Here is a 23,692-nt window from a genome sequence, read left to right on the forward strand (position 1 = left end):
CTCGGCTGAGAGTCGGCCTAGGTGATAGGAGGCCGAGATCCGTTGGACGAACTGCTCAAGGTCGGGGTTGCGCAGCTGATCACGCAGCTGGGGTTGGCCGAGCAGGAGCAGTTGGAGCACGAGATCCTTGTCGGCATTGATGTTCGACAGGAGGCGAATTTCCTCGAGTTTGTCGAGGCCGAGGTTCTGGGCCTCGTCGATAATGAGGAGCGCCTTCTTGCCGCGTCCGTACTGGTCGATCAGAAAGTTGACGAGCGCCTGGTGCTGCTGGATCTTGTCTCCCGCGGGCACCTTGAGATCGAAGGCGACGCACACCCAGTCCATGATCTGACCGATGGACTGATGCGTGTGCGAGATGAGTCCGACGCTCAGGTCGTCGTCCAGCTTCTCCAGCAGATAGCGCATCAGCGTCGTCTTGCCAGAGCCGATCTCTCCCGTCAGGACCGTGAAGCCCGCCTGGTTGTACAAGCCATACTCGACGAGCGTCAGGGCTTCCCGGTGGATTTTGCTGAGGTAGAAGAAGCTGGGATCGGGCAGCAGCGAGAAGGGCTTTTCATTCAGACCAAAGAAGGATTCGTACATCTTCAGGTTCCCAGTTGAAGGAGCGCGCGTCCATCGCGACTATCGGAGATGATTAGTGCGGCTTCACGAAGCGAGCAGTCTAGCAAACTGGGCTATTTTCGTTGAGCGTCTTTTTCTGGTTTGATCGCCGCTGATGTGGCTGCCGGCTCGGCTCGGACCCTTCAGTGCCGGGATCGCGACTCAATTCGCGATAGGTCCGCAGGAATGGCCTAGCCTCGATCGTCATTGGTCGATGATTCCGTCCAAAGTAGGAGTTGCCTGCATCGTGAGGACTTGGGCTTTGGTCGTTATCCTCCGATAGTCGAAAAGGCGAGGTTGGCAGCGTGATGCGGGATGGGCGGCATGTATGAGCTGAATGAGTGTCGCATGTGTTTCATTTGAAGCCGAGGGCGGAGTGATCTGATGCGAGCGATTCGAATGCTTGTCTCCTTGATGCTGATTCATTGTGCGCCCATCATCCATTGTGCGCCCATCATCATGGCCGACGATTCTTCAGCGGAATTGGTTTCAGCGAAATTGGTTCCAGAAAAACCGGTTTCAGCGCAATCAGCTATGCTGATGGAGGCTGTTTCGGCCCCCAATCTCGCTGTTCAGGAGGATGCGCGCCGCGCTTCCAGGAAGTCGTCGCTGACTGTGCCGGATCGATCAAGGCCCAAGGTCTCTGTCATCAAGTCTGCCATCGACGATTTGGCCGCTCATTATGGTGTGGATGCCTTGTTGATTCGTGCAGTCGTTCATGCTGAGTCGCATTACGACCCTTTCGCTGTGTCTCCCGCCGGCGCGATTGGACTCATGCAGGTCATGCCTGCCACTGCGAGTGAATACGGGGTCGTCTCTGCCGATCTCCTATTCGATGCCGAGATCAATCTGCGTGTCGGAATACGGCATCTGAAGCGGCTCATCAAGAAGTACGGGAAGCCTGGCCCTGCGGTCATGGCCTACAACGCCGGGGAGGGTGCCCTGGAGCGCGGCGATGGTTTCGTCGCCTACCCGGAAACCCAACGCTATACCCATCAGGTATTGAGCGAGTATCTGGTCCAGAAGGGGATCTTGCCCTATTCGTCGATTGCGGAAGTGCACCTCGGGCTGAAGCTGACGCCGGACATGGCGACCGTCGGCGCGGCCGATAAGCCCAGTGCGGCCATGGTTCAGCCAGTGGCCGATCTCGACGCCCAGCTTCGTCGTTCCATGTCGGTACGTTCGCCGGGAGCACCGGCGCTGCGCGCCTCACCCGGCACCGCGGAGCGCAAGGACGTCAGCAGGCTCTCGTCACGCTTGGAGACGCCATCGAACACCATGTTGCGGAGCAGAATCTATCGGCCCTCGCCACGCATGCCTGCATCACGCATCGAATCTGACGCCGTGCGGGGGTTCTCCGGTACGGGCTATCCGCGGCAATGAGTCGAGCGCGGGCTAGGGGCAAAGCCCGCGCAGCTGGTTGTGAGGGTGGCTAGGCCTGGACCTCAAGTGTCGGGGAGGGGCGCTGCAGGAAGTTACCCTGCACATAGTCGACGCCCGCCGTCCAGAGCACGGTCAGTGCGCGTGCGTCCTCAACACCCGTGACGATGCTCTTGACGTTGAACTCGCGCGCCAGGGTGGCGAGCTGAAGCAGGCGCTGCTGCTTGTTGGTGTCGTCTGCGAGCCCTTGGGAGAAGCTTGGTTTCAGCAGCACGAAATCCAATGACAGACCTTGCAGCAACATCTCTGGCCGATCGCTCACACCGAAGCGGTTGACCGCCACTCTGCACTTGATCTTCTTGAGGGTTTCGACCAGCTTGCCAATGCTGGCCAGGTTGCCCACCACCAGCTCTTCCTGGAATTGAAAGGTCAGCCAGTTGCCGCGGACATCGAACTCGCGCAGACAATCGCAGATCCATAGCACGATGCTTGGGTTCCTGAAGGTATCCTCGGAGAGATTGATGAAGAGACTCAGGTTGTGTCCCGCGCGCCGCTGTTCGCCGATCACCTGAATGGCGGCGCGGATCGTCCATTTGTCCACTTCTTCGATCAAGCCGCTACGGATGGCAGGTCCGATGAAGTCCTTGGCCTCGAGCAGGTTCTCCTCCTCGTCCAAGAGACGCAAGAGAACGCTGTAGTTCTCCTGGTTATCGCCCATCAGGCTGATGATGGGCTGATAGACGAGCTTGAGCTGGTTGTTGCGCAAGGCGTATTCGATCTTGCGCGCAATGGCGACGTCGTCGTCCTCGACCTCTTGCTTGGAGCGCGCTGCCAATGAGGTCGGGGCCTGTTGGCCGGCCTTGTGGTCGTGGTCCGTGAGTTCGTGGCCGATACAGAGGCGGTGGGCCGCGTTGAGGATGTCTTCGGCTGCCGACGCACGGTCCTGGACGATGAAGTAGCCGATGTCGCAATCGGGCGTGGTGCTGTCATGACCGGTTGCGCGCACGTCCAGCCGCGCCTCTTCCTTGATCTGCTCGGCAAGCGCCTTGGCGTCGAACTCGCCAAGTCCCTCGACGACGATCACGAAGGCGTCGTCGCTGACGCGACGTACCGAGCCGCGCTCACCGACGATGGTGAGGATGCGTTGCCCGAGTTCCTCGAACAGCCCGCGCGCCACGGTGAAACCCATGTCTCGCGAGAGATCCAGGCTCTTCGCGATGCGCAGGAAGAAGATGGCGAAGGGACGCAGCACGACGCGGTCCTCGCCGACGCGATCCTCGATCTCCTCCAGGAGCTGACTCAGGCCGACCTCGTGGGTGGTACTCGCGCCGGCTCCCGCCGCGGCACCGCTCGCGCTCGGCGCGGTTTGGACGGGCTGCAGGATGATGCGCAGGCAGGGCTCGTCCTCGATCTCGGCCGCGGCGGCCAGGATGCGCGCGGCGAACTCGCTCGAATCGGCGCGGGTGCAGGTCACATCCAGGGTGGTCGACTCCGTGAGCGCGGCCTTCTCGGCGCTCTTGAGGAGATCGCGAATCTGCTTGTGCTCGGTCGGGGCGATGAGGTCCAGAAAGGGGATGGCGAGGAGGTCATCCGTCGTCTGATAGCCGAAGAGGTCGACATAGGCCGCGTTGGCTTCGATATGCAGACCATCTTGCACGAAGGCGACGCCTGCGCGGGTGACTTCGATCAGGCTCAGGGTGCTCTGCTCACAGTTCTGCAAGCGGGAGATCAGGCCGCTGGCCTCCCGGCGCTTCAGCAGATCGGCGAACTCACGCGCGACGAGCATCTTGAGGTGCTCGCTGTCGTTTCTCCGGGTCAGGCCGCGTATCCCGGCGTGTCGCGCCTTCTGCGTGTCCGAGGCCCAGTGCTCGGGGTCGCTGATCAGGATCAACGGCATGTCGAGCGTGACGCGCCGATAGGCCGCCAGCACCTCGTCCAGATCGACGTCTTTGTCGTAGCCACAGCAGATGACGAGATCGCAGCCACGATCCGTGAAGACTGTCTCGAGGCGCTCGCCGTTCGGGATGGACACGCTTCGCTCCGCCAAGCCGTCATCACGCAGCGTGCTCACGATGCGCTCGGCCTCGCTCGTCTCCGAGTTGATGATGAGTAGCGTGGGTTTTCGACTTGGCGTGGGCATGCTTGGAGCTCTAGGCTTGGAGCGATTGCTGGACCGCGATTATCTGTCTTCGCCGTCGAGAAGGGAAAGAAAAACGCCGGTTTCGCGGACTGCTTCTCACCTGGACCATGATTCCCTCAGCCCAGCCATGTTTTCGACCCTTCTCCCTGTATTTCCCTGACCAGCCGTGGGACGAGATAGCCAGAGATCCGTGCGCGAAGGTTATCCAACAGCATTCTCGCGCGATCATCGCTCACCTGGAAACGGCCGGCGCCCACGACCGGATCCAATTGGTGGATATAGTAGGGGATGACGCCGCAATCGAAGAGACGCTCACTGAGCTCGGCCAGGACCGCTGGGTCGTCGTTGACCCCGCGCAACAGCACACTTTGATTGAGGAGCTGGATTCCCGCATTCCGAAGCCTGGCGAGCGCCGTGCTGGCCGAGGCGTCCAATTCCCGTGGATGATTGGCGTGGACGACTACGATAGTGCCAAGGTGCCCTCGGGTCAAAGCCTCGCAGAGTCCATCCGAGACACGCGAAGGCAGCACGACCGGCAGACGTGTATGGATGCGCAGCCGGCGCAGATGCCCGATCCCGTTCAGACGCTCGACCAGATCCGCAATCTGTCCGTCTGCCATCATCAAGGGGTCACCGCCGCTCAAGACGATCTCACGCAGTGAGTCATCCGCGGCGATGTGCGCGAGTGCCGCGTTCCAGCGCTCAGTCGTCGGCCCGACGTCGGCGTAGGGGAAGTGCCGGCGAAAGCAGTAGCGGCAATGGACCGCGCAGGCGCCGGTCACGATCATCAGCGCCCGGCCGTGATACTTCTGCAGCAGGCCAGGGACGCGGGTCGCGTCGATATCGCCGACCGGATCGCTGAGGAAGCCGGGGCTGAGGATGCGCTCGGCGCTGAGGGGCAGCACCTGGCGCAACAGCGGGTCGGTCGGGTCGCCGGGCGTCATGCAGGCCGCGAAGCTGCGCGTGACAAGGATGCCAAACGGGCTGGGCTCGGGGTCGAGGTCGGGAATCTGCGTCCGGCTCAGCCGCAGCGCGTCCAGCAGCGCGTCGATGTCTCGATAGGCACCCGCAAGATCTCGTTGCCATTGGTCGGTCTGACAAGTGACCGTGCTTCGCGCTACCATTGTGCGGTTTAGCTTGACATGAACTGAGGATGACATGGCTTTCTACAGCACCAACGAATTCAAGGGCGGGCTCAAGATCATGTTGGACGGAGATCCGTACAACATTGTCGAGAACGAGTTCGTCAAACCCGGCAAGGGGCAGGCCTTCAACCGCGTACGCGTGCGCAATCTCAAGACCGGGCGCGTCGTCGAGAAGACCTTCAAGTCCGGCGATACCGTCGAGGCCGCCGACGTGCATGATACCGATATGCAGTACCTCTACAACGACGGTGAGGAATGGCACTTCATGGATCCGGAGAGCTTCGAGCAGATGACGGCCGGCGAGGCCGCCGTCGCCGAGGCCGCCAAATGGATCAAGGAGCAGGACATCTGCAAGGTGACACTTTGGAACGGCGTCCCGCTCTCGATCGAGCCGCCGAACTTCGTCGTCCTGGCGATCACCGAGACCGACCCGGGTCTGAAAGGCGATACCTCCGGCGGTGGTGGTAAGCCGGCCACGCTCGAGACCGGCGCCGTCGTGCGCGTCCCGCTCTTCGTCCAGACCGGTGAGCTGATCAAGGTCGATACGCGGACCGGCGACTATGTCTCGCGCGCCAAGGATGCCTGATCCCTGCCGTCCCGCGCTGGCGTTGGTGCGGGGCTGATGCGAACGCCGGTCTGGTCTCCAAGCGCCCAGCCCGAGCATCTCAGGGCACGGGCCGCGCTGCTCGGGCGGGTGCGTGCCTTCTTTGCGGCGGCCGGCGTGCTCGAGGTGGAAACGCCTCTGCTCTCCCAGGCTGCGGTTACAGACCCGGCGCTGGCAAGCCTCATGACCCGGGTCTCCCTGCCCGGATTCGGGGCGGATCGACCGCTCTACCTCCACACCTCCCCGGAGCTCGCCATGAAGCGGCTCCTGGCGGCAGGTGCTGGTCCCATTTACCAGATCTGCAAGGTCTTTCGGGATGAAGAGCGGGGGCGCCTGCACCATCCCGAGTTCAGTTTGCTCGAGTGGTACCGTCCGGGCTGGGATGACCACCGCCTCATGGATGAAGTCGCGGCCGTCGTGCGCGCGGCGCTCGATCGGCCGGAGATGCGGGTGGAGCGCATCACCTATCGTCAGCTCTTCATCGAGGGTCTGGAACTAGACCCATGGCACACCGATGAGCGCGAACTCGCGGTGGCGGCCCGCAAGGCGGGCATCGCGGACGCCGACCGGCTGGTGCTGGACAAGGATGGCTGGCTCGACCTCCTCTTGACGCACTGTTTGCAGGCGGGGCTCGGGCGGGACGGCATGACCTTCCTTCACGACTATCCGCCGAGCCAGGCGGCGCTCGCCCGCATCCGCTCGGGCGACGTTCCGGCTGCCGCGCGGTTCGAGCTCTACATCCAGGGCATCGAGCTTGCCAACGGGTTCCACGAACTCAGCGATGCCGACGAGCAGCGGAAGCGATTCCTCTCGGATCTGGATGAGCGCCAACGGCTCGGTCGCTCGCGCCCGCCCATGGACGAGCGCTTTCTGGCGGCGCTAGAGGCCGGGCTGCCGGACTGCGCGGGTGTCGCACTCGGGCTGGATCGCTTGCTGATGCTCGCGACCGGCGTCGACCACATCGACGCCGTGCTCGCCTTCCCGATCGAGCGTGCCTGATCCCGGGCAGGCTTGCCCGCCTCAATGTCTGACGCGTGCCGTCCACGTCAGTTGGGTCTTGCCCTCCGCGGGCACCGCGACCGTCCAGGCCGCCAGGTTCGACGCCTCCTTCGTGTGCGGCTGGCTCTCATTCGAGATCTCCCAGTCGCCCGGGATGCTCTCCCTGACGATGATGCTCACGGGCTCCGCCTTGGCGTTCTTGAGCTCCATCGCGAAGCTCGCCTCGTAGGCATAGTCGTAAGCGGAGGAGCCCGCCAGCTTCTTGAACGTTGTCTGCTTGCGCCGCGCCGTGACATCGAAGCTCTCGCCGAGCTTGAGCTTCAGGGTCTCGTTCTTGGGCGTGTGGTCGATGGCATCCTCGCCGATGAACTGGGCATTGCCGCGGCTGTCCTTCGAGTAGACGCGGACGACGCCCTGCGGTAGCGGGACGCCCAGGCTGCCGCCCTGGTTGACGAACCTGAGCATGGACGCGACCGGCAGCGGCGTCCAGCCGTCACCCGAGCTGGCCCGGTAGCTGTAAGGCTGCCCCTGGACCACCAACTCCTTGGTGATGCCGACCTGAGGGGCCGACAGCAGGGCGACCTGCTTGGTCTGCTGATTCAGCACGTCCGTCGGGCGCGGCAAGCTGTAGAGGTGATATTCCGACAGGCTCTCCTCCTGCGGCATCGGCGCTGCCGCGGCCATCGCCACCATGCGCTCCATGGCGGGCGGCGGCATGGCGGGCCGCACCCGATTGAGCGTACCGGCGACCAGCTGAACTTGCGCCCCCTTGTAGCCGATCCCGCTCGCATTGGTCAGGGTGATCCAGCCGTTGAGGTCCATGGTGCGACCGTCCGGTGCCAGGTCCGCGACATAGTCGGCCTTCCAGGAGAGTCCGCCCGTGAGATAGGACAGCTCAAGCTTGCCCTCGCCGCCTTGGCGGGCGTCGATGTGCAGGACCAGCGTGGGCTGATCGCGCAGATCCTCGGGCACGTCGGGAAACGACAGGTGACCGACCAGCTGGGTCTCGATGCGGTCGTCGTAGCGCAGCACGACGCCGTCGTTGACCGCGAGCACGGTCGCCGACTCGGTCGTTCGCTCGCCGGCATCGTTGGCGCGGATGACGTCGACGCGGCGCCCGAGGTACTTCTTGAGCAGACTGGTGGGCGTCAATAGGTCGAAATCGAAGTTCTGCTCCAGCAGGGTGAGATCCATTCCGCCAGTCTGCGCATTGAGCAGCGCTGTCTCAGGGCGGATCTCGACCGAGACATTGCGCCAGGCGAGGCGGTTCTCGCCAGGCCCGAGCTTCACCAGGCGCTGGTCTTTGATGAGTGCGAGATCGTCGTTGTAAATGGTTACGGCCAGAGCGGCTTGGGCAGAATCCTCGATGCGTTGCTCGTCGGCCATGGTCGCCGCTCCCGCGGATAGCGTCCAGAAAAGAGGCAATAAGGTTGCCGGGAGTCGCCAGGTGCGTGGCGTCTTGGCAGGGGGTGTTGGTTTGGTCTGGCGCGTCTTTCGCATATCGATCTCCGTGAGGATGTCCGATCCGAGGTGGAGCCAAGCGGGGAGGGGCCGATCCTGGCTTGGCTCTCGCTGGCGCGCCGACCTGAGAGGCGCGCTCCGCCACCAGCTTTCAACGCTGTGTTCACCGCCCATTCTGTTCTGGCGAGGCGGCGAATGGAAGCATCCTCGGCGGCATTCGGAACGCGTGGATAGGACCTTCGTGATGACGCCAATGCGGGCATCTTGATGCCCGGCATGGATCTGCCGTTCACCCGAGATGGGCATCGCTCTCGCTCTGCCCATCGGGTCGAGCCCAGGCAGGGTGGAGTCTTTTCACAGCCCCTCAGGCGAGCATGCGTCTGTAGCTGTGCCAGGTCGCGTAGCCGAGAACGGGGAAGACGACGATCATGCCGACGAAGAAGGTGAGGATCCCGATGCCGCTGAGCGCCACGATGAGGGCGGCCCAGAGCAGCATGGCTGGCCAGTTCTCCTTGAATGCGCGCGCGCTCGCTTGGATGGCCGTGATGGGACCGGCGTCCCGGTCGAGAATCATGGGGATGGCGACAGCGCTCGTGATGAACACCGTTGCCGCCAGGATCAACCCGATGCCGAGGAAGAAGGCGGCGGTTAGTGGGTCGAATCCCTGAAGGGTCAGCAGGGATTGGTCGCGATCGAGGCTCGGTGAGAGGGTGTTGAATTGGATGGCGAAGAGCAGGGCCGAGAGCCGAACCCAGGCGGCGGCAATGAGCCCGAGGAAGAGCACGAAGAGGCTCAGATTGGTCCGCCGGTCCCAAATCAGCTCCAGGCTCTGGCGGATGCTCACGCTCGCGCCCACCTCCTGCTGACGGGCCGCCACATAGAGTCCGGCCGCGAGGAAGGGACCCAGCAGCATGAGCCCCGTCAAGAAGGCGATGCTGAACCAGGGCAGCGACCAGGTGAGCCAGAGCGTGACCCAGCAGGCCGCTGCGAAGAGTGCGCCATAGGCGAGCCCATGCAGCGGGCTCTTCGCGAGTGTTCGGATCCCTTTTCCAAGCCACTCCAGGGGCTCGGTGATGTCGACGTGCCGGACCTGCGTCACGTCCGGCCCTTGCGTGTGTGAATGACGGATGGCATGCGTTCCCATGGCGGTTCCTCCAGACAGAAGGCGGATAGTCGATGAGTATCTGTGCCGCCGGGGTCCCAGAGCTCACCCGCGCGTCCCAACCCGTCGTTCAGGCATTCAGCCATCGTTCGAACGACAGGGCTCGCGGCCTCTCGGATTGCCCGGCGGCGGCGCTGAAGTGCCCGAGACGGCTGGCACTCTCAATAGCCTAGTTCATCGGTCGGACATCGCGCGAAATCAAGCCTTGTCTGTATCTGCCGAAACCCCATGCTGCTTAGCTGTGAGCGCGCCGTCCATGTCGCGCTGTCGAAGCCACTATCGTTACGAGGACGCACCGATGAGCGACACACCCATCACCAAATTCGAGGGTCAGGAGATCGACGTCAGCTGGGACGAGCGCCTGTGCATCCACATCGGCGAATGCGGAAAGGCCGCGGGAAACCTCTTCGTGGGGAGCCGCGAGCCCTGGTGCATGCCCGACGAGGTCGATAAGGCGCAGGTGCGCGAGATCGTCGAACGCTGTCCGAGCGGCGCGCTCAGCTACCATGACAAGGCCGGGACGCCCGAGGCGCCGCTGCCGCGGAACGAGGTCATGGTCGTCTACAACGGCCCCTATTATCTCAGTGGCGACCTTGAGATCGAGGGCGTTGCCGATGACATGCCCGGCCTGCGCCATCGCGCCGCCCTCTGCAGGTGCGGCGCCTCCAAGAACAAGCCTTTCTGCGACAACAGCCATGCGCAGGCGCGGTTCGAAGACCCCGGCGCCGTGGGCGAGCAGGGTCCGGGCCTCACGGCTGAGGATGGTGCGCTCAGCGTCCGGGCGATGCCCGACGGCCCCCTCAAGCTGCAGGGCAATCTGACCATCAAGTCCGGCTCGGGCCGCACCGCGTGGCAGGGCACCGCCACGGCGCTCTGTCGTTGCGGCGCATCCGCCAACAAGCCCTTTTGCGACGGCAGTCACCGTGCCGCTGGGTTCAAGAGCGACTGAGCCTGTCGGGTCGCCGGCGGCGGGGAGCGGGTTCAAGGCCCCGATCGATCCGCAAGTGCCGCTCGGCGCGCCTCAGGTTTCCTGGATGCCGTTGAGGACTTGCAGACGGTGCTGTGTGCGTTCGATGTGAACCCTTTCGACCCATCGCTACGCTGCATGGCCTATGCTCTAGCGTTCTGAACGCTATCCACGGAGACAGCCATGCACCTGACCGCCTTCATGCTCGGTCTGATCCTCTTCATCGTCTACAGCGTCTTCGTCCGTGCCTTCTACACCGTGAAGCCGGACGAGCGCGCCATCATCACCTCCTTCGGGCGCGCCCAGCGGCTCGGCAAGCTCATGGTCGAGGACGCCTCGCTCAATGACGAAGAGCGTCAGCGCTACCGTTTCCCGCGCCTGCGCGTCATCGGCCCGGGCGGCCCCTACTTCAAATGGCCCTGGCAGGAGGTGCACAAGGTTCGCGTGGTCACCCAGTCCGTCGATCTGACCTGGGATCCAACCAAGACGCAGAGCACGGTCGAGGCCGTGACCAAGGACAACCTCACCACCGGCGTGGGCGGGCAGATCCGTTTCCGCGTCTCGGAGAACAACCTCTATGCCTACTTCTTCGGCGTCGACAGCCCGCTGGAGCACGTCATGGGCTACTTCATCTCGGTGCTGCGCGAACGGATCGCCAACTTCGTGGATCCCAGGGGGGAAAGCCTGATCGGGGATACCGAGCTGCCGGAGACAGGGGCGCCCTCGGAGCTGTCGGAAGGGGTCTCGATCAACGATCTTCGCAAGAACCTGCCGCTGCTGAACGACTACATGGAGCAGCAGTGCAAATCCACGGGTGCGCGCTACGGCATCGAGCTGGATGCGGCGCTCATCACCCAGATCGACCCGCCGCCCGAGGTCGATCGGGCGCTCTCCGCCATCAATACCACGCGCAACCAGGTCGCCGCGGACATCAGCACCGCCAGGGCGGATGCCGAGCAGCAGATCACCATGAGCAAGCGCGCCGTCGACATCGCCCGCAACAATGCCCAGGCGGAGGTCGCTCCCCTCAAGGAGCTGGCCGACACCCTGGCCAGGATCAAGGCATCCGGCGGTCCGGGCGCACTGCGTGCCTATATCCGCAATCTACGCGTGCCGCTGCTCGGGCAGGCCAAGCGCATCGTCCAGACCCTGGCGTCGAGCCAGTGAAGCGGGGGAGGATCCACTCATGAATTTCGGACTCGATCTGGCCGCCGGCCCCATCATCGCCTTCGGCGTGGGGCTGCTCTACATCCCCGTGCTGCTCGCCGTCGCGCGTGTGTTGGGGCTCTATGCCATCGTGCGCGAGCGCGAGGCCCAGGTGTTCACCCTCTTTGGCAAGGTCATCGGCACCCTGGACGAGCCGGGCATCCGTTTCCCGATCGGCTACTTCGGGCTCAAGGCGCTGCTGGTGCCCTTCTTCGGCAAGCTCTACCGGGTTCCCACCACGCTCAGGCAGCATTATTTGCGCGACCAGATGGTCAATTCGGAGGAAGGGACGCCCATGGGCGTCGGCATCTGGTCGGAGATGCAGGTCAGCGATCCGGTCGCCTACCTCTTCAGCAACGCCAATCCGGAGGGTTCACTGCAGGCCAATGTCGCTAGCTCGACCATTTCGACCCTGAGCAACCTGGAGATGGACAAGATGCTGGAGGACCGACACCAGCTCAGCCGGCGCGTGCGCGCGGCCGTCTCGCCGCTGTCCGAGCAATGGGGTTACAAGCTGGGCTCCGTCTATATCCGCAAGGTCGCCTTCACGGATCGGCAGATGGTCGACAACATCACCGAGAAGGTCGTCAAGCGCCTGGTCCAGGTCACCAGCGCCATGAAGCAGGACGGCGAGAACCGGGTCGGCCTCATCAAGAGCCAGACCGCCTTCAAGGTCTCGCAGAAGATGGCGGAGGCCGCCGCGGCCAGGCCGGCGATCGTTGGCGAGGCGCTCAATAACATCGCCCAGCAGGACCCCGAGGTGCTGAACGCGGTCATGGAGGTGATGGAGACCGAGCAGCTCATCCAGTCCGGGGCGGAGGTCGATGTGCTGCCCGTCAACTCGGAGCTCCTGGTTCAGCTTGGGACCGCCGGCTGAGCGCCGCGAGTGGTGGGAGCGCCGCTTCCGTCGGGGGCGATGGGGCGCAAGCCCCATCATCGCGTCAATCAGGCCCGCCCGCGCATTGCCTCGGCGACCGAGGCTGACCTAGACTGCGGCGATGCAGCATCCCATCGATCCAAAAATCGATTGTGTCTTCAAGGCCCTGCTGGGCTCGGAGCCCAATCGCGCGCTCTTGATCCATTTCCTCAATGCCATCCTGGAGCGCGCGCTGCAAGCGCCCATCACCTGGGTCGAGATCCTCAATCCCTACAACGAGCGCGAGTTTCTCGACGACAAGTTGAGCATCGTCGACGTCAAGGCGCGCGATGCGCGCGACTGTCTCTATCAGATCGAGATCCAGTTGCTCAACAATCGGGATCTGCCCGCGCGCATGCTCTACACATGGGCGGATCTCTACAGCTCCCAACTGCACAGCGGTGAGGACTATCACCAGCTCAGGCCGACCTATGCCATCTGGCTGTTGGGTGAGAATCTCCTGCTCGATACCGCCGACTACGTCCACGATTTCCGTCTGCGCGACGCCAGCGCACGCTGTCTGCTCGACCATGGTGGCCTCTGGCTGCTGGAGTTGGGCAAATTCCACGCCGATCAGGTGCGAACCGAGCAGGAGCGGTGGCTAAAATTCTTCAAGGACGGCGCCTCGCTCGACAGCGAAGCCTTGCCGTCGTGGATGCAAACACCCGAGATGAGGCAAGCCATGAGCACGCTGAAGACCTTCTCCGAGAAAGACCGGGCCTACCACGCCTACCAGTCGCGGCAGAATTATCTGCGCGAGCAGCGCAGCATCCAGCGTCACCTCGACGAGCTGAGAGCCGAAGCCGAGCAGGAGCGCGCGGCCAAGGAGCAAGAGCGCGCGGCCAAGGAGCAAGAACGTGCGGCGAAGGAGCAAGAACGCGCGGCGAAGGAGCAAGAACGCGCGGCGAAGGAGGAGGAGCGCGCGGCCAAGGAGCAGGCGCAGGCAATTGCGGAGGCTGAGCGCCATGCCAAGGAAGCGGCTCTCGGCGAGATCGAGCGCCTCAAGGCGCAACTTCGCGGCCAAGAGGAATAGCCCGAGGGCGCCGAGGTCAGGTCGGCGCACTGGGGCAAGCGTCACATCTTCAACGCCATCACTCGATGCGCGTCCTGTGCCGCGCGGCCTCGGCGCTTTGCGCGCACCTTTTTCATCCGGAAACGCTCTCTAAGGATCCGTTTTGGCAGTCTGTTTTTGTTTCGATTTCGACGGGACACTGGTCAAGAGCATGGACGCCGCCTTCAATGCCTTTCAGCGGGTCGGCCCGGAGCTTGGCTGCAAGCCGCTGACGCGCGATGAGCTGCTCGCGATGCGCGGGATGCATGTCCGTGAAGTCATCCGCGAGATGGGCATCCCCTTCTATCGTGTCCCCCGGCTCGCGAAGCGCATGCGCAAGGCCATGCGCGCGGAGTTGATGGAGACGCCGCCGGTGGACGGCATCGCGGAAGTCTTGGAGCAGCTGGCGGCTCGAGGCCATCGTATCGGCGTGCTGTCCTCCAACGCACGCGACAGCGTGGAGGAATATGCCGAGCGCTACGGCCTCGGCGGCTTCAGCTTCGTCATTGGCGGCGCGGCGCTGCTCAAGAAGGAATCGGCCCTTCGCCAGCTGCTCAGACACGAACGCCTCGACCCACGTCAGGTGCTCTACGTGGGTGATGAGGTTCGGGACGTCGAGGCGGCGCGCGCCGCTGGCGTCGGTGCCGTGGCCGTCGACTGGGGCTATAACTCCGGGGACAGACTGGCGCTCGCAAGCCCAGACTATCTCATTGATCATCCAAAGGAATTGTTGGCCTTAACAAGATTTAACGAGCATCAGTCCGAGAAACCTGCAAGGCTATGAGGTAAGCAACGACCACGCGGGAGCGCCGGAACCCAGGACGATGACGCACGGTGTAGGCTGGGCTCACGTCAGGAGGCCCAACACAGGGCGTTTCGTTGGGCCTCGTATCTCGGCGCAACCTACATAGGATGCTTCCGGCAGGCACCACCGCGACCATGAAGGGTGTCGGTCGACAGTACGGAGATCATGACGTTTTGGACGACTCACTGCTAGCCAAGCCTCAAGCCCTAGGTAATCCAGACATGCACGCAGCCCTCGATCCCAAGGCCGAATTCGCCGCCCTGCGCGAGCAGATCGGGCAGATGATCCTGGGTCAGCAGACGCTGATCGACCGACTCCTGATCGCCTTGCTGGCGGATGGCCATCTGCTCGTCGAGGGCGCGCCCGGCCTGGCTAAGACGACCGCCGTCAAGCATCTGGCGGCTGGACTGGAGGGCGACTTTCATCGTGTCCAGTTCACGCCTGATCTGCTGCCCGCGGACCTCACGGGTACCGAAATCTACCGTCCTCACGACGGCAGCTTCCGCTTCGACCGCGGTCCGATCTTCCACAATCTGCTCCTCGCCGACGAGGTGAACCGCGCCCCGGCCAAGGTCCAGTCGGCGCTGCTGGAGGCCATGGGCGAGCGCCAGGTCACGGTTGGCCGCGAGACCTATCCGTTGCCGGAGCTGTTTCTGGTGATGGCGACCCAGAATCCGATCGAGCAGGAGGGGACCTACCCGCTGCCGGAGGCGCAGCTCGACCGCTTCCTGATGCATGTGCGCGTGGACTACCCGGATCTCGCGACCGAGCGTGCCATTCTGCAGCTCAACCGGGCGGAGGCGCGGCACGATCAGCAGAAGGGCGCCGGTGTCGTGGTCAGCCAGGCGCACGTCTTTGCAGCGCGCCGCGCCATCTTCGACCTCTTCATGGCCCCAGAGGTGGAGGATTATCTGGTTCACCTGGTCATGGCGACCAGAAATGCCGGGGCTTACGCCAAGGATCTGGACGGCTGGTTGAGGTTCGGCGCCAGTCCCCGCGCGACCATCGCGCTCGACCGCTGCTCGCGCGCCCTGGCTTGGCTCGATGGACGCGACTATGTCTCGCCCGAGGACGTGCAGGCGATCGCCCCCGACGTGCTGCGCCATCGCGTGCTGCTGTCCTACGAGTCCGAGGCCGAGGGCCGTGAGCCGGATGATTTCGTCCAGGCGCTGCTGGCACGCGTGCCCGCGCCCTGAGGCGTGCCCGCAGCCGGGTGGAAGCGGCGCCCCGCCGCGACCGGGTTCGTCGCAGCGGTGCCGGTCGCGCCGGGGCGGCGCTCCCACGCCTGCGGACTGTCCACTGCAGTTGATACCTGAGACCTGACAACGTCCCCATGAAGCCCCCTGAGCCCCGCCTGAGCGAAGACCAGCAATCCGGTTTGCGGCCAGACCTCAAGTCCCTGATCGCGCTGCGCGCCCAGGCCCGCCGCCTGGATCTGACGCCGCGCGGGCGCGTCCTGGCAACCCGCAGCGGCGGTCACCTCTCGCGCTTTCGCGGTCGCGGCATGGAGTTCGACGAGTCCCGCGTCTATCAGCCGGGTGACGATCCGCGCAACATGGACTGGCGCGTTACCGCACGAGCCGGGACACCGCACGTCAAGCTCTTCCGCGAGGAGCGGGAGCGCCCGGTCTGGCTGCTCGTCGATCAGGGCTCCTCCATGCGCTTCGGTACCCGGGTCGCCTTCAAGTCCGTCGTCGCCGCCCAGGCGGCGGCATTGCTGGGCTGGTCCGCCGTGGATCGCGGTGATCGCGTTGGCGGACTGGTGTTCGACGAGCGCGGCCACCTGGAGCGCCGCCCGGCGGCGCGCGGTGCCGGTCTGCTGCCGCTGCTCGATCGGCTGGCGGTGCCTCCCGATGCGAGCCAGGGGGGCTACGGCTCGCTCGCGGAGGCGGCCGAGCACCTGGTGCACCTGGTTAGGCCCGGCAGCCTGGTCGCCGCCATCAGCGACTTCGCCGACCTGCGCGAGGAGCGCAGCAGTTGGCTGACCCAGCTGGGAGCAGGGAGTGAGCTACTGCTCATCCTCGTCTCCGATCCCATTGAAGCCAATGTCCCGCCGCCGGGCCGCTATCCGGTGGCGATCGAGCGGCGGCGAGCCGTGCTGGACTTGACCGACCGGCGCCTGCGCGAGCGCTATCAGCGCCAGTTCGAGCAGCGGCTGGAGCTGTTAGCACGACTCGAGCGCCGACAGCATTTCCACCTGCTGCGGCTCTCGACGCAGGATCCAGTCGGGCCGACGCTGGCTGTCGGACTGGGCGCACGTGGGGCGCTGCGTGCCAGGGGGAGGGCGCGATGAACGCCGATCCGCTGGCGGGGCTGCGCGACTGGCATTCGCCTGAAGCCATTTCCTGGTGGCCGCCCGCGCCGGGTTGGTGGCTGCTCCTAGTGGTGGTCTTGATCCTGGTCTGGACCATCGCGCGCTGGCTCGTCCGTCAACGCCGGCGGTCGGCTGTCGTCCGCCTCGCGCGACGGGAACTGGAGGCGCTTCGCAGCGCTTTCGCCGACCATCAGGACGGACGGCGCTACGTCGCGGAGCTGTCCCGACTGCTGCGGCGTCTGGCCTTGGTGCGTTACTCGCGCGAGCGGGTCGCCGGCCTGAGCGGCCGGGCCTGGCTGGAGTTCCTGGATGCGACCGGCGGCCAGGGCGGTTTCGTCCAGGGCGCGGGGCGTCTCCTGGTTGAAGACGCCTATCGGCCCGTGGAGCAGGCGCCAGGTCATCAGCATCTGGATGAGCTTGGCCGTCTGGCGGCCCGCTGGGTCGACGCGAACGGAGGTGCGCGCGCATGATCGTGCTCGAATGGCCTTGGGCGCTGGCGGCGTTGCCTTTGCCGCTGCTCGCGCGTCTGCTGCGGCCGGCTGCGCAGGATGTCGGCCTCGCGCTCAGACTGCCCTTCGATGCCGGCCTGGATGGGCTGGCGCCCGAGGCGCGCCGAGGCTCGGGCTGGTGGCGCCTGGCGGCCGCGATCCTGATCTGGCTCCTGCTGCTGCTGGCCGCGGCGCGCCCACAGTGGCTCGGCGACCCGATCGGACTCCCCGTGGCGGGTCGCGATCTGATGCTGGCGGTGGATATCTCCCAGAGCATGGAGCAGGTCGACTATGAGCTGAGCGGCCAGGCCGTCTCGCGGCTTGCCGCCGTGCAGGCGGTTGCGGCCGACTTCATCGAGCGGCGCGAGCAGGACCGATTGGGTCTCATCCTCTTCGGAACCCAGGCCTATCTGCAGACACCCATGACCTTCGATGCCAAGACGGTCGCGACCATGCTGCGCGATTCCGTGGTCGGGCTGGCCGGCCGTCAGACCGCGATCGGCGATGCCATCGGGCTCGCGGTCAAGCGGCTGCGCGATCAGCCCGAGGGACAACGCGTCCTGGTGCTGCTGACGGACGGCGACAACACCGCCGGCACGCTGCAGCCGCTGGAGGCCGCCGAGCTGGCGGCGAAGGCGGGCATCCGCGTCTACGCGATCGGGATCGGCGGCGGCGACGTCGGCATCCGCACCCCGCTGGGCATCCGGCTGCTCAAGCAGGGCAGTGACTTCGATCCCACGACCCTGAAGGAGATCGCCCGCATCACCGGCGGTCGCTTCTTTGCGGCGAGCAATCGCGAGGAGCTGGAGGCCGTTTACGCCGACCTGGACCGGCTTGAGCCCAACGAGCGCGAGGAGCGGACCTACCGACCGCAACGCGCACTCTTCATGTGGCCCGCCGGCGCTGCGCTGCTGCTCTCGACCGCACTGGCGCTTGGCGGGCTGATGAGGCGGCTGGATTGAAGGGAGTTGTCAGTTGGCCGTTGTCAGTTGTCAGTTGAGCTGACGGCTTCGTTTAGGATCTTGAGCATGCTGTCCGATTTCCATTTCATCCGACCCTATTGGCTGGCCGCGCTGCTGCCGCTCGCCGTGATCCTGGTTCTCTATTGGCGACGCCGGGTCGGGGCCGCCATCTGGGGCAAGCTGGTGGATGCGCACCTGCTGCCGCACCTGCTCACGGGCGAGGAGGGCGGGCCGAGACGCCTGCCTCTGATCTTGGCCGCGCTCGGCTGGGTTCTCCTGGTCGCGGCCCTGGCCGGGCCTGTCTGGGAGAAACTGCCCCAGCCGGTGTTCGGCACCACCGCGCAGCGCGCCATCCTGCTCGACCTGTCGCCGAGCATGAATGCCGCCGATGTCGCGCCCTCGCGGCTGGCGCGTGCGCGCTTCGAGATGATGGACCTGCTTCGCGCATCCAAAGAGGGACAGGTCGCGCTGCTCGCCTTCGGTCCCGAGCCCTTCGTGGTCGCGCCGCTGAGTGGAGACGCCAACACCATCGCCGCTCAGGTACCGCAGCTCTCGACCGACCTGATTCCGGCCCCTGGACCGCGCCGGACCGATCTGGCGCTGAAGCTCGCGGGCGACATGCTGGACCGCGCGCAGGCCAGAAATGCCGACGTCATCCTGGTCACCGACGGCGTGGGTGGCATGGCCGGTTCGCTCCAGGCCGCCCAGACGCTCGCGGCCGATGGACATCGTGTCTCGGTGCTCGCGGTCGGCACGGCCAAGGGCGCCCCGGTTCCGGGCGGCAAGGGTGGTTTCCTCCAGAACGACGACGGCAGCATCCAGGTTGCGCGCCTGGATGCTTCCGCGCTGCGCGAACTCGCCAAGGCTGGCGGCGGTCGCTATCTGGAAGCCAGCGTCGGCGATCGGGATACGGCTGCGCTAACGGCCCGAGGTCCGCGCCTGGATCAGGAGATCCAGGAAACGACGCTCACAGCCGATCAGTGGCGGGAGGAGGGCCCTTGGCTGCTCTTGCTGGTGCTCCCGCTGGCCGCGCTGGCCTTCAGGCGTGGTTGGCTGCTTGCCCTATTCGCCGTGTTTCTCGTCTTGCCACCAACGCCGAGTCAGGCATTCGGGTGGTCCGATCTCTGGTTGACCCAAGACCAGCAGGCCGCGCGCCAGCTCGAGTCCGGCCAGGCGCAGGAGGCGGCCCAGGGATTCCGCGACCCCGGTTGGCGGGCCGCGGCCAGCTACCGTGCTGGAGATTTTAACGAGGCGCTGGAGCAGGTTTCAGGTCTTGATGGCGCGGACGCGAACTACAATCGCGGCAACGCATTGGCACGTTTGGGGCGGCTCGAGGACGCCGTGACAGCCTACCAGCAGGCGCTTGAGCAGGCGCCCGAACATGCGGACGCGCAGCACAACCTCGAGTTGGTCCAGCAGCTGCTGGAGCAGAAAGAGCAGGACGACAAGCAGCAGTCTGGCGAAGATGGCAAGGAAGGCGACCAGAAGCAGAGCGAGCAGAAGCAGTCGCAAGACCATAACTCAGAGCAGGGCGAGCACGATCAGCAAGACAAGCAAGACCAGCAGGCTTCCGGTGAGCAGGGAGAAGGTCAGGGCAGTGAGGGTGAGCAGTCGCAGCAGGGTGACACCGGCAACGCGCGCGAGGATGCGGGCGCCGATCATACCAAGCCTTCTGGCCAGGACGGGTCGCAGGATGGGTCTCAGACTGAAGCTGACGCCAAGAGCGCCGCGAGTCAGAGTGCCGAGGGGCGCCAGTCCTCCGAGGATGCGGCTGAGGGCAAGCAGCCGGATACGGCTCCAAATGCGCCGGGAGCCGACGATTTCAGTCAGGAGGCGTTGAACGGAGCGTCTCGGCCTGAGGGCGAGCAGGACGGCGACAATGATGCGGGGGCGGACCTCAAAGGGCTCTCAGGCCAGGAAGGGGAGGAATCCAAGGATAAACCCGAATCCGCCGTTGCCGGGATGGAATCGCTTTCCCCGGAGGAGCGTGAGCAACAGCAGGCCATCGAGGCGCAGCTGCGCCGCGTTCCGGACGACCCTGCCGGTCTCATCCGTCAGCGTTTTCTGCTTCAACATCTCCGTCGCGAGGGACGTTTGCCGTGAGTCCAGTCAGCCGCTACATCACCCACATCCGCCCGTTCCTAGTTCTCGCCATGCTTGCGTTTGCGCTGAGTCCGGCATGGGCCGCCGAGCTTCGGGTTCAGGTGGACCGCAAGCAGCTGGGTCCGGACGATGTCCTGGGCGTGCAAGTGGTCGCCGAAGGAGACAGCAAGGGCGACCCGGATTTCACGCCATTGACGAAGGACTTCGACATCCTGAGTCAGGGTCAGAGCCAGGTGACCAGCATCGTCAATGGCAAGATCTCCCAGAGCCGTCAGTGGAATCTACAGCTGGCGCCCAAGCGTCAGGGTCGACTGTCGATTCCGGCACTCTCGGTCGGGCGGGATCGCAGCGAGCCCGTAGCGGTCGAGGTGGTGGCGCGCCCGCAGACGTCGGACACGGCTGGCGCCAAACCCCTCTTCCTCAAGGCGCAGGTGAACACGGAACAGCCTTATGTCCAGCAGGTGATGGACTATCGGGTCAAGATCTACTTCAGCCAGGAGCCCCAGCGGGCGGTCTTGTCCGAGCCTCAGGCCGACGGGGCGACCATTCAGCAGGTTGGCGATGACCGCGGCTATGACGAGTCCGTGGACGGTCAGCTCTACCGCGTGATCGAGCGGCGCTATCAGATCATCCCGCAGCGCAGCGGTGAGCTGGAGATCCAGTCCCCCCGACTGGAGGCCATGCTGCCGGATACCAGCCGGGGTGCGCGCCGCGATCCCTTCGCCGATCTCGACGAGGCATTCGGCGGCACCCTGTTCCAGAGTTTTCCGCAGATACCTGGCGTGACCCATCCGGGTCGGCGCGTGGTCGAACGTGCCCAGAACCTCCAGATCCAGGTGCGTCCCCAGCCGGCCGGCTCCGGCTCGCCCTGGCTTCCCGCGACCTCGGTTCAGGTGGCGGACGAATGGGCGCCCAGCCCGCCGGTCTTCCGTGTCGGCGAGCCCGTGACCCGGACGCTGACGCTCACGGCGCTGGGGACGACGACGGCGCAGCTGCCCAATCTCGATCTCGGCACGCTCGACGGCGCTCAGGTCTACCCGGATCAGCCGCGGGCGGAGGATCTCAGCAATAGCCCCGAGCCTGCGGCCGTGAAGACCTTCAAGGTCGCCCTGGTGCCGACCCGTGCCGGCGTCCTGAAGCTCCCGGAGATCCGCTTATCCTGGTGGGACACGACGGCGGACGCCGCGCGCGTCGTCGTGGTGCCGGAGCGCACCGTCCAGGTCGCGCCAGCTCCGGCTGGCAGTCAGCAGCCAGCCAGCGTTGCGCCGCCCGAGCCGATGCCAACCCAGGCGGCTGCCGCCCCCTCTGCATCCGCCGCGGCGCCCATCCCCCAGCCGCAGCCGGAGCCGGGCGCGACCTGGTGGGGCCTCGGGTTCTGGCCTTGGCTGACCTTGCTCCTGGGGGGCGGCTGGCTGATGACCCTGGTGTGGTGGCTGAGGGACCGGCGGCGTCGCGCCGCCCAGCCGACGCCTGTCCGCGTGGAGCCTGAGTTCGGCGGACGGGAGCGCGAATCGCTGAAGGCCGCGGTCCGCGCTATTGGGCGTGCCTGCTCGCAGGGCGATCCACGTGCCGCGCGCAGCGCACTGCTCGCCTGGGCGCGGCTGCGCTGGCCTCAGGATCCACCGCATGGACTGGAAGGGATCGCGGTCCGCCTTGATGAGGGCCAGATGGGAGCGCTGCTGAGGTCGATCGACCGGGCCATCTATGCGCCGCCCGGTGTCGCCTGGAGCGGAGAGGCCGCCTGGGCATCGCTGGAGCCCCTGCTCGATGCCTCCAGCAAGGCGCGGTCGCGGCCCGAATCCGAGGTGATTCCGGATCTCTATCCGCAACCTTGATGTTCATCCTCCGACGGCAGCCGCTCTAGGATCTGCCGGTAGCGGATCTCCTCCGTCAGCGCCCGCACCGGGAGGCCGCGGACCGGGTGCATGGCCTCGGGTGCGATTTCGATCAAGGGCACCAGCATGAAGTCCCGGATCAGCAGCCCTGGATGGGGGATCTTCAAATCGTCTTCGTCGAGCATCTGGCCATCGTAGAGCAGGATGTCCAGATCGATGGTCCGCGGACCATTCTTCAGATCCCGCCTGCGTGCCAGGCGCCGCTCGATCTCCTGCGTCGCCTCTAAGAGTTCCAGGGGTGTCAGACCTGTCGACAGCGCCACGACCAGGTTGATGAAATCCGGCTGCGTCTCGATCCCCCAGGGTGCCGTGCGATACCTGGACGACTCGGCGACGAGCCGAGTGTCGCGAACCTCCCGCAGGAGCGCCAGGCCACGGCGGATGTTCTCATCCGGCTCGATATTGGAGCCCAGCGCCACATAGGCCCCGAAGGTCTTATCTGTCATGATCTCTCGTCTCCCGAAGGCCGCGCAGGGACATCTCTCGGGTGTATGGTGGGCCGTTGAGGGTAACAGGCCAGTGGTTTGCCCGGCCCTGTCGACAGTGGGTATAGTCGATTGCAGCGGGCAGCTGAGGTTGTTGCGGTCCTGACGAATGCTTCTGAGGTGGATCGATGACGGATGTCCAAACCATCTTTTTGGTCGACGACGACCAGGGAATGCGAGACTCGCTGACCTTGATCCTGGAACTCGCTGGCTATCGGGTCAAGAGCTTCGAGTCCCCGAAGGCGTTTCTGGAGGACTTCGCGCCTGACGAGCGCGGCTGTTTGCTGCTCGACCAACGCATGCCGGAGATGAGCGGGCTGGATCTGCAGGCTGTTCTGATCGAGCGCGGCTGTCTGCTGCCGATCATTTTCCTCTCCGCCTTCGGCGATGTGCCCACCACCGTCCGGGCGATTCAGGGCGGCGCCATCGATTTCCTCGAAAAGCCGGCGAGCACCGAAGTCCTGCTCCAGCGCATCCAGGCCGCCTTGGCCGAGGACCAGCGCCGGCGCGAGGAGTTCGCGACGGAGCAGACCATCCTGGAGCGTTTCCACCAGCTCACCCCTCGCGAGCACGAGGTCCTGACCCTGACCACACAGGGTCTCACGAACAAGGACATCGCCCGCCAGCTCGGCATCAGTCCCCGCACCGTCGAGAATCATCGCGCGCGCATGATGGAGAAGATGGGTGCGGCCAATCTCGCCGAGCTGTGCCGGATGTCCTCTGTGTGCCAGCCATCGTCTCAGATGCATTAGGTCGGATGCTCGGTCACCTTCTATCCGTTCCCTTTCGCGAGATCGCCGGGTAGAGGTCGCGCTGTGTGCGTCCGGCTGGCCGCGAGGTCGTGCGGTCAGCCCCGGGCGCTTGGACTTCGCCGATCGGGCCGGTCTTGGCGCTGCATGTGCCGCGGTTTATTAGACGTCGCGAATTGAGTGGTCCTACGGATATCTCTCGATTCCCCGCCTCTCTATCATATCCGTCAATTTCAAGGGGGATTCACGCTTCCAGCTTC

The 23,692-nt window shown here is 65.0% G+C and carries 20 protein-coding genes and 1 pseudogene; 15 read left to right on the plus strand and 6 right to left on the minus strand.

The window, feature by feature from the left end:
• Positions 1–132: 132 nt before the first annotated feature.
• Positions 133–582: pseudogene (locus tag CKO23_RS26685) on the minus strand (ExeA family protein); the annotation flags it as partial.
• Positions 583–984: 402 nt separating this feature from the next.
• Here CKO23_RS26685 and CKO23_RS06915 point away from each other — a divergent pair.
• Positions 985–1,983: a lytic transglycosylase domain-containing protein gene (locus CKO23_RS06915; protein ID WP_200329401.1), complete on the plus strand. Its 999-nt coding sequence runs from the start codon at positions 985–987 to the stop codon at positions 1,981–1,983.
• A 49-nt stretch (positions 1,984–2,032) separates the two neighbouring features.
• Here CKO23_RS06915 and CKO23_RS06920 read toward each other — a convergent pair whose 3' ends face one another.
• Together CKO23_RS06920 and epmB are read right to left on the minus strand one after the other, a co-directional pair.
• The gene (locus CKO23_RS06920; RefSeq protein WP_200329403.1) at positions 2,033–4,120 is read right to left on the minus strand and encodes an EAL domain-containing protein; all 2,088 of its coding nucleotides are present in this window, start codon (positions 4,118–4,120) and stop codon (positions 2,033–2,035) included.
• 116 nt (positions 4,121–4,236) lie between these two features.
• Entirely contained in the window at positions 4,237–5,244 is a 1,008-nt protein-coding gene (gene epmB / locus CKO23_RS06925) for an EF-P beta-lysylation protein EpmB (protein WP_200329405.1), read from the minus strand.
• 34 nt (positions 5,245–5,278) lie between these two features.
• Between epmB and efp the strand changes: the two genes are divergently transcribed.
• Both efp and epmA read left to right on the plus strand, forming a co-directional pair.
• Complete coding sequence (efp, locus tag CKO23_RS06930) at positions 5,279–5,851, plus strand: elongation factor P (RefSeq protein ID WP_200329407.1); 573 nt, start codon at positions 5,279–5,281, stop codon at positions 5,849–5,851.
• A 36-nt stretch (positions 5,852–5,887) separates the two neighbouring features.
• Positions 5,888–6,868 carry an EF-P lysine aminoacylase EpmA gene (gene epmA, locus CKO23_RS06935; protein ID WP_200329409.1) on the plus strand — a complete coding sequence of 327 codons (981 nt, stop codon included), beginning with the start codon at positions 5,888–5,890 and terminating at the stop codon, positions 6,866–6,868.
• Between the two features lie 21 nt (positions 6,869–6,889).
• Here epmA and CKO23_RS06940 read toward each other — a convergent pair whose 3' ends face one another.
• Both CKO23_RS06940 and CKO23_RS06945 read right to left on the minus strand, forming a co-directional pair.
• Positions 6,890–8,254: a DUF4139 domain-containing protein gene (locus tag CKO23_RS06940; RefSeq protein WP_242482267.1), complete on the minus strand. Its 1,365-nt coding sequence runs from the start codon at positions 8,252–8,254 to the stop codon at positions 6,890–6,892.
• 439 nt (positions 8,255–8,693) lie between these two features.
• A complete protein-coding gene (locus tag CKO23_RS06945) occupies positions 8,694–9,473 on the minus strand; it encodes a DUF2189 domain-containing protein (protein WP_200329412.1) in 780 nt (259 codons plus the stop codon).
• 316 nt (positions 9,474–9,789) lie between these two features.
• Between CKO23_RS06945 and CKO23_RS06950 the strand changes: the two genes are divergently transcribed.
• The 11 genes from CKO23_RS06950 (at position 9,790) to CKO23_RS07000 (ending at position 22,138) form a co-directional block, all read left to right on the plus strand.
• Entirely contained in the window at positions 9,790–10,440 is a 651-nt protein-coding gene (locus tag CKO23_RS06950; protein WP_200329414.1) for a CDGSH iron-sulfur domain-containing protein, read from the plus strand.
• A 201-nt stretch (positions 10,441–10,641) separates the two neighbouring features.
• Positions 10,642–11,625: an SPFH domain-containing protein gene (locus CKO23_RS06955; RefSeq protein ID WP_200329416.1), complete on the plus strand. Its 984-nt coding sequence runs from the start codon at positions 10,642–10,644 to the stop codon at positions 11,623–11,625.
• Between the two features lie 19 nt (positions 11,626–11,644).
• A complete protein-coding gene (locus CKO23_RS06960; RefSeq protein ID WP_200329418.1) occupies positions 11,645–12,541 on the plus strand; it encodes an SPFH domain-containing protein in 897 nt (298 codons plus the stop codon).
• Between the two features lie 121 nt (positions 12,542–12,662).
• On the plus strand, positions 12,663–13,613 hold the full coding sequence (locus tag CKO23_RS06965) for an Rpn family recombination-promoting nuclease/putative transposase (protein ID WP_200329420.1): 951 nt from the start codon (positions 12,663–12,665) through the stop codon (positions 13,611–13,613).
• Between the two features lie 142 nt (positions 13,614–13,755).
• On the plus strand, positions 13,756–14,415 hold the full coding sequence (locus CKO23_RS06970) for an HAD family hydrolase (protein ID WP_200329422.1): 660 nt from the start codon (positions 13,756–13,758) through the stop codon (positions 14,413–14,415).
• A 242-nt stretch (positions 14,416–14,657) separates the two neighbouring features.
• On the plus strand, positions 14,658–15,632 hold the full coding sequence (locus CKO23_RS06975) for an AAA family ATPase (protein WP_200329424.1): 975 nt from the start codon (positions 14,658–14,660) through the stop codon (positions 15,630–15,632).
• Between the two features lie 137 nt (positions 15,633–15,769).
• A complete protein-coding gene (locus CKO23_RS06980) occupies positions 15,770–16,729 on the plus strand; it encodes a DUF58 domain-containing protein (protein ID WP_200329426.1) in 960 nt (319 codons plus the stop codon).
• Positions 16,726–17,220 carry a DUF4381 domain-containing protein gene (locus CKO23_RS06985; protein ID WP_200329428.1) on the plus strand — a complete coding sequence of 165 codons (495 nt, stop codon included), beginning with the start codon at positions 16,726–16,728 and terminating at the stop codon, positions 17,218–17,220. Before CKO23_RS06980 ends, CKO23_RS06985 begins: the two co-directional genes overlap by 4 nt.
• A complete protein-coding gene (locus tag CKO23_RS06990) occupies positions 17,217–18,200 on the plus strand; it encodes a VWA domain-containing protein (protein ID WP_200329430.1) in 984 nt (327 codons plus the stop codon). Before CKO23_RS06985 ends, CKO23_RS06990 begins: the two co-directional genes overlap by 4 nt.
• A 66-nt stretch (positions 18,201–18,266) precedes the next feature.
• On the plus strand, positions 18,267–20,303 hold the full coding sequence (locus tag CKO23_RS06995) for a VWA domain-containing protein (protein WP_200329432.1): 2,037 nt from the start codon (positions 18,267–18,269) through the stop codon (positions 20,301–20,303).
• Positions 20,300–22,138, plus strand: coding sequence for a BatD family protein (locus CKO23_RS07000; RefSeq protein ID WP_346014576.1), 1,839 nt, complete (start codon positions 20,300–20,302; stop codon positions 22,136–22,138). The genes CKO23_RS06995 and CKO23_RS07000 overlap by 4 nt, the downstream gene beginning before the upstream one ends.
• On the opposite strand, the gene folK is transcribed toward CKO23_RS07000, so the two are convergent.
• Entirely contained in the window at positions 22,123–22,644 is a 522-nt protein-coding gene (folK, locus tag CKO23_RS07005) for a 2-amino-4-hydroxy-6-hydroxymethyldihydropteridine diphosphokinase (RefSeq protein ID WP_200329434.1), read from the minus strand. The genes CKO23_RS07000 and folK overlap by 16 nt on opposite strands.
• A gap of 167 nt (positions 22,645–22,811) precedes the next feature.
• Here folK and CKO23_RS07010 point away from each other — a divergent pair, with 167 nt between their 5' ends.
• Entirely contained in the window at positions 22,812–23,435 is a 624-nt protein-coding gene (locus CKO23_RS07010; RefSeq protein ID WP_200329436.1) for a response regulator transcription factor, read from the plus strand.
• The last annotated feature ends 257 nt before the right edge of the window (positions 23,436–23,692 follow it).

The sequence above is a fragment of the Thiocystis violacea genome, from assembly GCF_016583565.1.
GTDB classification, from domain to species: domain Bacteria; phylum Pseudomonadota; class Gammaproteobacteria; order Chromatiales; family Chromatiaceae; genus Thiorhodococcus; species Thiorhodococcus violaceus_A.